The sequence below is a fragment of the Terriglobales bacterium genome (assembly GCA_035543055.1).
Lineage (GTDB): Bacteria > Acidobacteriota > Terriglobia > Terriglobales > Acidobacteriaceae > JAIQFD01.
Map to the genome: position 1 here is coordinate 1 of DATKKJ010000016.1, position 10,361 is coordinate 10,361.

General features: G+C 65.2%; 10 protein-coding genes. 6 read left to right on the forward strand and 4 right to left on the reverse strand.

The features are described from left to right. The 3 genes from VMS96_00980 to VMS96_00990 all read left to right on the forward strand — a co-directional run. A partial coding sequence (locus tag VMS96_00980; GenBank protein HVP41970.1) for a hypothetical protein occupies positions 1-665 on the forward strand: 665 nt, incomplete at its 5' end. Positions 666-727: 62 nt separating this feature from the next. Next, complete coding sequence (locus tag VMS96_00985; protein HVP41971.1) at positions 728-2,101, forward strand: amino acid permease; 1,374 nt, start codon at positions 728-730, stop codon at positions 2,099-2,101. 1 nt (position 2,102) lies between these two features. Next, positions 2,103-2,549: a hypothetical protein gene (locus VMS96_00990; protein HVP41972.1), complete on the forward strand. Its 447-nt coding sequence runs from the start codon at positions 2,103-2,105 to the stop codon at positions 2,547-2,549. Between the two features lie 46 nt (positions 2,550-2,595). Here VMS96_00990 and glgA read toward each other — a convergent pair whose 3' ends face one another. Further along, positions 2,596-4,056, reverse strand: a complete 1,461-nt coding sequence (glgA, locus tag VMS96_00995; protein ID HVP41973.1) for a glycogen synthase GlgA — start codon at positions 4,054-4,056, stop codon at positions 2,596-2,598. Positions 4,057-4,151: 95 nt separating this feature from the next. Here glgA and rsmA point away from each other — a divergent pair, with 95 nt between their 5' ends. After that, entirely contained in the window at positions 4,152-5,000 is an 849-nt protein-coding gene (gene rsmA / locus VMS96_01000) for a 16S rRNA (adenine(1518)-N(6)/adenine(1519)-N(6))-dimethyltransferase RsmA (protein ID HVP41974.1), read from the forward strand. A gap of 59 nt (positions 5,001-5,059) precedes the next feature. Then, positions 5,060-5,875 (forward strand): AmmeMemoRadiSam system protein B, encoded by an 816-nt coding sequence (gene amrB, locus VMS96_01005; GenBank protein ID HVP41975.1) that lies wholly within the window; start codon positions 5,060-5,062, stop codon positions 5,873-5,875. Positions 5,876-5,984: 109 nt separating this feature from the next. Here amrB and VMS96_01010 read toward each other — a convergent pair whose 3' ends face one another. From VMS96_01010 to ruvC, 3 genes are all read right to left on the reverse strand, one after another. Further along, positions 5,985-7,391 carry a FecR family protein gene (locus VMS96_01010; GenBank protein ID HVP41976.1) on the reverse strand — a complete coding sequence of 469 codons (1,407 nt, stop codon included), beginning with the start codon at positions 7,389-7,391 and terminating at the stop codon, positions 5,985-5,987. Positions 7,392-7,477: 86 nt separating this feature from the next. Continuing rightward, on the reverse strand, positions 7,478-8,176 hold the full coding sequence (locus tag VMS96_01015) for a hypothetical protein (GenBank protein ID HVP41977.1): 699 nt from the start codon (positions 8,174-8,176) through the stop codon (positions 7,478-7,480). After that, positions 8,173-8,679, reverse strand: a complete 507-nt coding sequence (gene ruvC, locus VMS96_01020; GenBank protein ID HVP41978.1) for a crossover junction endodeoxyribonuclease RuvC — start codon at positions 8,677-8,679, stop codon at positions 8,173-8,175. Before ruvC ends, VMS96_01015 begins: the two co-directional genes overlap by 4 nt. A 143-nt stretch (positions 8,680-8,822) precedes the next feature. Between ruvC and VMS96_01025 the strand changes: the two genes are divergently transcribed. Continuing rightward, positions 8,823-10,340, forward strand: coding sequence for a pitrilysin family protein (locus tag VMS96_01025; GenBank protein ID HVP41979.1), 1,518 nt, complete (start codon positions 8,823-8,825; stop codon positions 10,338-10,340). The last annotated feature ends 21 nt before the right edge of the window (positions 10,341-10,361 follow it).

The following is a 10,361-nucleotide window of genomic DNA, read 5'->3' on the forward strand; positions in this document are numbered from 1 at the left end:
CGGCGCTGCTGGCCAGCGGGGTGGTGATCCTGTTCCAGTTCGCGCTGTTCCTGCTGGTGGGCGCGATGCTGTTCGCGTACTACAGCGCGACACCCGGCGGCGTGAACACGGCGGCGGCAATGGGCGCGGACCGGATCTTCCCGCGCTTCGTCGTCGAGCACATGCCGCACGGGGTCTCCGGCGTGCTGATCGCGGCTATCCTGGCGGCGGCGATGTCGAACCTGAGCGCGGCGCTGAACTCGCTCTCTTCCACCTCGATCGTTGATTTCTACCTGCGAAGGAAGCCGGAAGCGGCGGAGGCCGAACGGGTGCGATTGTCGCGGTGGGCGACGCTGGGCTGGGCGGTGGTGCTGTTCGCGTTGGCCATCCTGTCGCGGCGCGGCGGGCACGTGGTGGAGGTGGGGCTTTCGATCGCGTCGGTGGCGTACGGGGCATTGCTCGGCGTGTTCCTGCTGGGAGTGCTGACCCGACGGGCGAATGAGCGCGGGGCGATGGTGGGGATGGTGTGCGGGTTCGCGCTCAATGTGTATCTGTGGCTGGGGACGAAGGTGCCGTGGACGTGGTACGTGATGATCGGATCGGCGGCGACGTTCGCGGTCGGGTATAGTGCGAGCTTTGTTTTTCAATCCTCCCTAGCAGAGAAACAGCAGGTCCCTCACGGCTGAAGCCGTTCGGGATGACACGGTGGAGAGCGGAGACGCCCTGACGGGCGTCTCTACTGAAGAAGATGGTGGAGGGGGCACAACTCGGGGCGGAGCGGCAGCTGTCGCGCGAGCTGGGCGCGGGGCATGCGGCGGCGATCGTGGTGGGCACGGTCATCGGCAGCGGCATCTTCCTGGTGCCGTCGGAGATGATGCAGGCGGCGGGCTCGTCGGGGCTGGTGTACCTGGCGTGGATGGTAGGCGGCATCCTTTCGTTCTTCGGCGCGCTGACCTACTCGGAGCTGGCCGCGCGCCGGCCGGAGACCGGGGGCGAGTACGTTTACCTGCGCGACGGCTACGGGCCGCTGTTCGGATTCCTGAACAGCTGGACGTGGTTCCTGATCGCGAAGCCGGCTTCCATCGCGACCGTCACCTCCGGGATCGTGCGCACCCTGGGACAGTTCCCTGCTTTCTCGTTCCTGCCGGAGCGGGTGGTGGCTTCCCTGCCGGTGACGTACGAGCAGGTGGTGGCGATCGCGTGCACGCTGTTCATCTCGGGGTTGAACTACGTCGGGATCCGCAAGGCGGGCGACTTCCAACTGGTGTTCACCCTGTTCAAGGTGGCGATGATCGGGGCGATCGTGGCCATCGGGTTCAGCTACGCGGGCGGCGGCCTGGGACACTTCTCCGGCTGGTACCAAGGCGCGCAGGGCGGGATCGCGGGCTTCACCGCGGCGCTGGTGGCGGCGCTGTGGGCGTACGACGGGTGGAACGACCTGACCATGGTGTCGGGGGAGGTGCGGCAACCGGAACGCAACCTGCCGATCGGACTGATCGGAGGAATGGCATTGATGATGGTCCTCTACATCGCGGTGAACGCGGCAGTGCAGTACGTGCTGCCGGTGGGGGCGCTGGCGGCGTCGAAGCGTCCGGCCGCCGACGCGGTGGAAGCGGCGCTGGGGGCGTGGGGCGGCCGGGCCCTGGCGGTGGGGATCGCCCTGTCCATGCTGGTCACGCTCAATGGCACGGTGATGAGCGGTGCGCGCCCGGCCTTCGCCATGGCGCGCGACGGCTATTTCTTCCGGCGGCTGGCGGAGGTCCATCCGCGGTTCCACACGCCTTCGACCGCGATCGTGGTGCAGGCGGTGATGGCCATCCTGTTCCTGCTGCTGGCGGGGAGCTTCCGACAACTGTTCTCGCTGTCGATCTTCTCGGAGTGGCTGATCTACATGGCGGCGGCAGGGACGGTGTTCGTCTTCCGCCGGCGGGGCGAGGTGAGCCCGTATCGGATGTGGGGCTACCCGGTGGTGCCGGCACTGTTCATCGTAGCTTCGGGCGTGCTGCTGTACTTCACGTTCCTCGACAATCTGCGGAATTCGCTGGCGGGGTCGGTGCTGATCCTGCTGGGAATCCCGGCCTTCTACGTTTTTGCACGGCGCAAGCGGATGGAAGGAGCCTGACTTGGATTCGGGTTGGGAGTTCCTCGGTTACGTGGCGCTGAAGTTTTTGGCGTACGTGATGTGGTGTTACGTGGGGGTGGGGCTGCTGCGGACGGAGCGGACGTTGCGCTCGGCGTTCGGCCTCGGGGCGGTCCGGCTGATGCTGGGCGTGCTGTTCGGCTTCGGGGTGTTCCTGATCGGCGGCATGGCGCACCTGGAGGCGCCGAGCAGCCCCATGCTGCTCTACCTGGAGATCTACGCTCCGGTGCGCTGGATGGAGTGGGGAGTGATGGCGTGGCTGATGCGGCGGCAGGACCGTGGGCCGGCGGCCTTGCTCCTGGGCGCGGACAACCAGAGCCGGCTATGGAGGGCCGGGGGCATACTGGTCTCCATCATCGCCGACCTTCCGATCCTGCTCTCCCGGCGGGGCGCGAACGAGATGTTGCCCATCGGCCGCTTCCTGTGCTGATCCCGGCGGTGCGCGGGGCGACACGCCCGCGCCACATCCACCAAAGCTAGGCGGCGGTGGCGCTGCGGGCCTGGCGCACCCGCTCGTACACCCGCACGTACTCCTTCGCGGAATTGTTCCAGGAGAAGTCCTTGGCCATGCCGTTGCGCATGAGCTTCTGCCATCCTGTCTTGTCCTGGAAGGCGGCGAGCGACTGGTGGATGGTGCTGAGCAACGCTTCTCCGCTGTACTCGCTGAACTTGAAGCCGGTGCCCTTGCCGGCACGGGCGTCCCAGGGCTCGATGGTGTCGTCGAGGCCGCCGGTGGCGCGGACCACGGGCACGGTGCCGTATTTCAGGCTGTAGATCTGGTTCAGGCCGCAAGGCTCGTAGCGGGAGGGCATGAGGAACATGTCGGAGCCGGCTTCGATCTTGTGGGCGATGGTGTTGTCGTAGGCGACCTTGACCGCAATTTTCTGGGGGAACTGCTTGTTGAGGCGGCGGAAGAGGTCTTCGTATTCCTTGTCGCCGGCACCGAGAGCGACGATGACGAGTTCCTCGCGCGCCAGGCGGTCGGCGATCTGCGAGATCAGGTCGAAACCCTTCTGGGCGGCGAAGCGAGAGACGATGCCGATGACCGGCAGCTCGGAGTTAGCGCCGGTGCAGCCGAACTCGGCCAGCAGGTCAGCCTTGCAGGCGGCCTTGCCGCCGAGGTCGGCGGGGGAATACTGCGCCTTGATGAACTTGTCTTTCTCCGGGCTCCACTGGTCGTAATCCACGCCGTTGAGGATGCCGGTGACGGAAGCGGAGCGGCCACGCAGTACACCTTCCAGCCCGAAGCCGTACTCGGCGGTCTGGATCTCCTGGCTGTACTTCCTGCTGACGGTGGTGACGAAATCGGCGAAGGTCAGGGCGCCCTTCAGGAAATTGACTTTGCCGTAGAATTCCATCTTGTCGATGGTGAACAAGTCCCAGGAAAGCATCAGCAGCGGAAGCGTGTCGGGCGGGAAGAGGCCCTGGTAGCCCATGTTGTGGATGGTGAAGACCGAGGGAACACTGCGGTAGACCGGGTCCTCGGCGTAGACAGAGCGCAGGAGCACAGGGATGAGAGCGCTCTGCCAGTCGTGGCAGTGAAAGACGTCGGGCGCGCCCAGGATCTTGGCCGCTTCCAGGACGGCGCGCGAGTAGAGCGCGAAGCGCTCGGCGTTGTCGGGATAGTCGCCGGTGGGAGTGCCGTATAGGGCATCGCGTTCGAAGAAGGGCGGATACTCGATAAAGTAGAATTGCACGCCGGAATGCCTGCCGCCGTCGAGCACGGAGCAGAAACGATGGCTGTCGTCGAAGGGGATGGTGACGCTCTTGAGGACGGTCTTGGGATCGCTGAGCTTGGTCTGCTTATAACGAGGTAGATAGACGCTGACGTCGTGGCCGAGGGCGGCGAGGGCGGGCGGCAGCGCCCCGACCACATCCGCCAGGCCGCCGGTCTTGGAGAACGGGACGCACTCCGAGGCCGCGAAGAGGATGCGCATAAGGAGCCTCCGAACGGGCGAGATCCGCGATGGCTTGCGGCGGAAGAGTTAGTCTAAACGCCACCACAGACGGGGTCAACGCAAGGGGAAAGGGCATGGGAAGACGGCCTGCACACGAGACCCGGCGGCCGAAGCTGGGACAGAACTTCCTGGCCGACGGGCGCGCGGTGGAGCGCATCGTGGATGCGCTGGGCGACGTGTCGCAGCGGGTCGTGATCGAGATCGGGCCGGGGCGCGGGGCGCTGACCTCGAAGCTGGCGGAGCGGGCCGGGTACCTGATGGCCATCGAGATCGACCGGGTGCTGGGAGCGCAGTTAAGAATGAAGTACGCCGCGCGACCGAATGTGGAGATCGTCGAAGGCGACGTCCTCGACATCGACCTGGCGCGGCTGATGCGGCGCGACCGCCGAACCTCAGGCGACATCCACCCGGGCGCCAGTGAGAAGGCGGTCGTGGTCGGCAACCTGCCGTACTACATCACCTCGCCGATCCTGATGCGCCTGTTTCGTTTCCACGAGGTGATCGGGGAGATGGTGGTCATGGTGCAGGCGGAGGTGGCCGACCGCATCGCGGCCAAGCCAGGGTCGCGGGACTACGGATTGCTCTCCGCGACCGCGCAGCTCTACACCAGGGTCGAAAAGCTGTTCACGCTTCCGCCAGGGGCGTTCTCGCCGCCACCCAAGGTGCATTCGACGGTGCTGCGGCTGGCGGTCGCGCCGCAGTTGGAGAAGTTGAAGGTGGCCGGCGCGGACTTCGAAGAGTACCTCAAGCTTTCGTTCGGCCAGAAGCGCAAGACACTGCAGAACAACCTGCGGGAACGATATCCGCCGGAGACGATCCGCGCCGCATTGCAGGAAGCGGGTGTGAAGGCGGATGCGCGCGCGGAAGCGATTCCGCTGGCCAAGGCGGCCGCGGTGTTCCGGCACCTGCACGGGGCGGAGTAGCCGAAGGCGTTGCACTTCCGGGCCGGGAGGCGCACAATTCCCTCGGTCAGGAGATGCTTATGCCCGTGTCCCTCGTACGGCGTCCTGCCGTCGCCGGGCGCTTCTATCCCGCCCAGCGGGACGTACTCCTCCACGACATCAAGTCGTATCTGGCGGCGCCTGCGGCCAAGGTGCGTGCCTTCGGGTGCGTGGTGCCGCACGCCGGATATATGTACTCCGGGCACGTCGCAGGCGCGGTGTATGCGCGCCTGGATCTGCCTTCGCGGTTCATCATCCTTTGCCCGAACCACACCGGCATGGGAAAACCGATCGCGGTCATGAGCCGGGGGTCGTGGGATACACCGCTGGGTCAGGCCGAGGTAGACGAGCCGCTGGCCTCGGCGTTGCTGGCCTCCTGCCACCTGGCCAGCGAAGATGCCGACGCCCATCGCGCCGAGCACGCGCTCGAAGTCCAGCTCCCCTTCCTGCAGGCGATCAGAGCGAAGTTCACCTTCGTCCCCATCACCGTGGGAGTAGGGTCGTTCGAGCCGCTGCACGCCCTGGGAGAGGCGATGGCCCGGATCATCTCGGAAGCCAAGGAGCCGGTGCTGATCATCGCCTCGAGCGACATGAACCACTACGAACCGGACGCCATCACGCGGGTGAAGGACCACAAGGCCATCGACAAGATCCTGGCCCTGGACGCGCGCGGCCTGTTCGACGTGATCATGCAGGAGGACATCAGCATGTGCGGATACGGACCGACCGTGGCCATGCTGACCGCGGCCAAGGGCCTGGGCGCGTCGTCTGCCGAGCTGGTGAAGTACGCCACCTCGGGCGACATCTCCGGCGACCGCAATATGGTGGTGGGCTACGCCGGTGTAATCGTGAGTTGACACTGCAATCGGATAGCACACGCGAGATGCTTCGGGCCTGGGAGGCCCTCAGCATGACGCCCAATAGAAAAGAGCGGCCGAAAATGGCCGCCCTTGCTGTCTTGGTCGCTTACTTGGGTGGCGGCGGGAGCTTCTTCGGAGCTTTCGCACCACTTGGAGGCGCGGCCGAACGGGTGCTGTCCACGCCAGGGCTCTGCGAGGTATTGGCCGACGGCGGTGTGGAGACTTGCGGGGTCTCGCTCTTGGGAGGCCGCGAGGGCGGTGTGCTGTGTCTTGCATCCCGGTGGTCGTGCGGCGTGGTTGTCTTGGTGGTCGGGGCGGCGGTTGTGGCCGTGGAAGTCGTCGATGTCTTCTGAGAAACGGCGGCAGACGATGTTGTCGCAGTGGGTACTGGCGTCACGCCACCCTTGGGCTGAGTCGCATTAGGATTGTCCGGGTCTTTCAGCCACTGCCGATAACGCGGGTTTCGCACCCCCGTGAGGGGTCCCCCACCGACCACAACCGTGCCCGGTCTCGTTGAAGTTGCAGCCGGCGGCTTGGGCGCCACATAACCTACCGGGGCACCGTAGATCACCGGGGTCGCATACCAGGTCGTCCACACTGTTCCGGGACGCCATGCCCAGCCGTAGCCGGGAACAAAGATCCAAGTGCCGTAGCGGTATGGCATCCATCCCCAGGGGTAAGCCGACACCCACATGTAGCCGTAGCCCGGGTAAAAGACCCAGGCGCCGTCGGCGAACGGGTCCCAGCCGGGCCCGATGCCCCAGGGACGCCAGAGCGACCCGTAGCTGCCGTACTGGTTGAACGACCCGAAGTAGTTCAGGTCGCTCCATCCGTAGCTGTAGTTGGAGTTGTAGCGGTCATGGTGCCTGGCGGCGTAGGTCTTGCGATAGTCGTCGCGCTGCTGGTTCCAGGCGTCGTAGCTGCCGGTCTCAATGCCTTTGTCGAGCTCGTACTGTGAAGGATCGTTCAGGTTCAGGTTGAGGGTCTCGTCCTTCTTCACGCGCACCGAGCCGGTGGGGTTCTGCACATCCACTTCTCCCTTGAAGACGGCGAGGGTGATGTGGGCGCCGCTGCGCTGGATGCGGACATGCGCGTCATGCGCCAGGGTGATCTCCTGGCCGCCGGCTGTGATGCTGAAATCGTCTTTCTTCCTGGTGGCTTCGAGATAGGCCGTTCCACGCGCCAGCTCGATGGAAGAGACCCGCTCCCCGCTGCTGCGAAGGCTGAGCGTGCGGAACTCTACGGCGGTGTCGGGCACCAGGCGCAGGGTAGCGCCGTCCTCGAATTCCACTTCGGCGGAGCCATCGCCGGCGGTGGAGAGCTGTGTGCCCTGGACGACAGGCATGTTGAGAACGGCGCGCTCCAAGCCGCTGCCGTTCCCCCGGTCGATCTGCACGTCGCCGTCAAGGTAACTGAGGCGCACGATCCTGGCGGTGGAGTCAGCCAGAGCGGGCAGGGTGGCGCAGAACAACGACACGAGGAGAAGAGCGAACCCCACTCTCCGCGCAAGCATAAGACTCTCCTGCTGTGATGCTATGGAATTAGATGTCCGAAAGCCAGTCCGGAGATGCTCCCTGTGAGCTTATTCCGTTCTGGGACTTACTGAGTAGAGCGCGAGGCCTGGTTTTCGGCGGCGGCCAGCTGCAGCAGCCTCCGGGCACGCTGGCGGGCCAAGTCCATGATGGCGGGGTCGTCGGCGATCTGGCGAAGCACCGGCTCGATGACGTGCACTTCGCGCAGGTAGTGATCTTTGGCCTCCTCTTCCATCTCTTTGAGCTGGTCGTTCAGCCCCAGGCGGTCGAATCGGCGCAGAAATTCGAGTCTGCGTCCACCCTCCATCGTATTGGCGATGCCAAAGAACAGGTGAGCCAGATCCATGAGCTGCGCGTTCTCCGACCAGTTGAAGGTGGTCTGGAAGCGACGGTTGGCATCGGCATAGACCAGGGTCTTGCTGCCGGTGAATGCGATCCGATGGCGGGTGAAGTCGAACTGCCCCTGGAAGTAGTTCAGGGCGGCGGCGGCGGCGAAGACGCGCTCCCGCGTCGGGCGGCTGGCGGTGAACTTCACGACGTAAGGGTCCTCGCTCCCTTCCTTGCCGGCCATGGCGGTGTAGGCGGCGCGGCCGCTCGCGTCCACCACGATGGAGTAGTGCGGCGGGTGAACCGGCCAATCGAAGGTGAATGTGACCGTGGGGACGGCGGGAGGATCATTGCCCGGCTCGGGTTTGGGAGTCTGCGCGAGCGCGCCCACCGACAGCAACACCGCGGCCAGCAAGGTGCGGAAAGAGCGGCGGCTCACCTGGGGCCGCCTACCTTCTGCCGCAGCAGAGTAGCGGAGGTATGGAGATGACAGATGGCGATGGCCAAGGCATCGGCGACGTCGGAAGGATGCGGCGGTTCCGGCAAGTCCAGCAGACGGGCCACCATCTGCTGCACCTGCTGCTTCTCCGCCTTGCCGTAGCCGACGACCGCCGACTTGACGGTCAGGGGAGCGTACTCCGCGACCTGGAGCCCGCAACTGGAGGCCGCCAGCAGGGCCACGCCGCGGACCTGTCCCAGCTTGAGGGCGGTCTTGGCATTCAGGGCGTAGAAGACATCTTCGATGGCGGCGACGTCGGGGCGGTGCAGCTGAATCACGGTCCGAAGCTCACTGAAAACGTGCGAGAGCCGCATGGCCAGCGTGTTGCGCAGGGAGAGCTTGATGGCCCCAGAGGTGATGTGCCGGAGATGGCCGTCGCTTCCCTGCTCGACCACGCCATAGCCTGTGATCTCCGAGCCGCAATCGATCCCCAAGACCCGCATCCCCTTCATGCTACACCAGGCCGCCGGGGGGGCGACCTGGAGCGATTCCAGGAGATTCCTTGTGCTTGCCCGCTCCAGATTTGACAGGTATCTCGTCCAACCAGTAGTGTCGGATGTTTGTTCGCCCACGCGTGGAGGTCGCAATGAAGTGCTTGCGCCGCGGGCTGGTGCTCGCGTGTTTGTTCCTCTTCCTGTTCCCCGCCTTCGCCCAGGACGTCGCCTCCTTTGAAAAGCGGGTGACGGTCAAGAAGCTTTCTAACGGGCTCACGGTCGTGATCTGCCGGCGCACGGAGGCGCCGGTGTTCTCCTTCTTCACCCTGGTGGATGCCGGGTCGGTGCAGGACCCGAAGGGCCAGACCGGGCTCGCCCACATGTTCGAGCACATGGCCTTCAAGGGGACCGACAAGATCGGCACCACCGACTATGCGGCGGAGAAGGCAGCGCTCGACAAGGTGGAGGCGGCCTACGCGGCGTACCGGGCCGAGTCGCTGAAAGAGGTCGGGCGCGACGCCAAGAAGATGGAGGAGCTGGAGAAAGCGTGGAAGGCCGCCATCGCCGAAGCCAACAAGTACGTGATCTCCGAGGAGTTCTCCAACGTCATCGAGAGCCAGGGTGGAGTGGGCATGAACGCCTCCACCAACATGGACCAGACGGAGTACTTCTACTCGTTCCCGGCGAACCGCACCGAGCTGTGGGCATACATGGAATCGGAGCGGATGCGCAACCCGGTGATGCGCGAGTTCTACAAGGAGCGCGACGTGGTGATCGAGGAGCGGCGGATGCGGACCGACAGCAATCCTATCGGCCGCCTGTTGGAGCAGTTCCTGGCCGGGGCTTACACGGCGCATCCCTACCACCGGCCGACCATCGGCTGGATGTCGGACCTGCATAACTTCTCCGCCACCGATGCGATGCACTTCTATCACACCTACTACATTCCTTCGAACATGACGGTGGCGGTGGTGGGCGATGTGAACCCGGAGCAATTGCTGCCGCTGATCGAGAAGTACTTCGGGCGGCTCCCCGCCGGCCCGGCGCCGGAGCCGGTGCGCACGCAGGAGCCGGCGCAGAACGCGGAACGGCAGGTGACCATGCGGGAGATGACGCAGCCGCTGTACCTGGAGGGGTACCACCGTCCGGATTACCGCGACCCCGATGACGTGGTGTACGACGCCATCACCGACCTGATGTCGAACGGCCGCACTTCGCGCCTGTACCGCGCCCTGGTGCGCGACAAGAAGGTCGCCGCCGATGCCGAGGGCTTCAGCGGCTTCCCCGGCATCAAGTACCCGAGCCTGTTCGCCTTCTACGCGATCCCCACCCCCGGGCACACCACGACGGAACTGCGCGACGCCATTCACCAGGAGATCGAGCGGATCAAGACCCAGGACATCAGCGACGACGAGCTGAAGATGATCAAGACGCGCGCCAAGGCCAGCTTGATCCGCAATCTGGGCGACAACGAGGGGCTGGCGGACGCGCTGGCGGCATATCAAGCGCGCTTCGGCGATTGGCGCGAGCTTTTCCGGCAGGTGGACAAGATCGACAAGGTCACCAAGGCCGACATCCGGCGCGTGGCCAACAAAATCTTCATTGCGGAGAACCGGACCGTCGGCGTGCTCGATACGCGCAAGCCCGCCGGGAAAGGGGGGCAGCAATGATCCGCAGCAGAAACCTCTCGG

What these genes read in the sequence shown, in the direction of transcription:
- ruvC (HVP41978.1), bottom strand. Translation starts at nt 8,679, where the DNA reads ATGCGGGTCTTGGGGATCGATTGCGGCTCGGAGATCACAGGCTATGGC.
- glgA (HVP41973.1), bottom strand. Translation starts at nt 4,056, where the DNA reads ATGCGCATCCTCTTCGCGGCCTCGGAGTGCGTCCCGTTCTCCAAGACC.
- rsmA (HVP41974.1), top strand. Translation starts at nt 4,152, where the DNA reads ATGGGAAGACGGCCTGCACACGAGACCCGGCGGCCGAAGCTGGGACAG.
- VMS96_01025 (HVP41979.1), top strand. Translation starts at nt 8,823, where the DNA reads ATGAAGTGCTTGCGCCGCGGGCTGGTGCTCGCGTGTTTGTTCCTCTTC.
- VMS96_01010 (HVP41976.1), bottom strand. Translation starts at nt 7,391, where the DNA reads ATGCTTGCGCGGAGAGTGGGGTTCGCTCTTCTCCTCGTGTCGTTGTTC.
- VMS96_00985 (HVP41971.1), top strand. Translation starts at nt 728, where the DNA reads ATGGTGGAGGGGGCACAACTCGGGGCGGAGCGGCAGCTGTCGCGCGAG.
- amrB (HVP41975.1), top strand. Translation starts at nt 5,060, where the DNA reads ATGCCCGTGTCCCTCGTACGGCGTCCTGCCGTCGCCGGGCGCTTCTAT.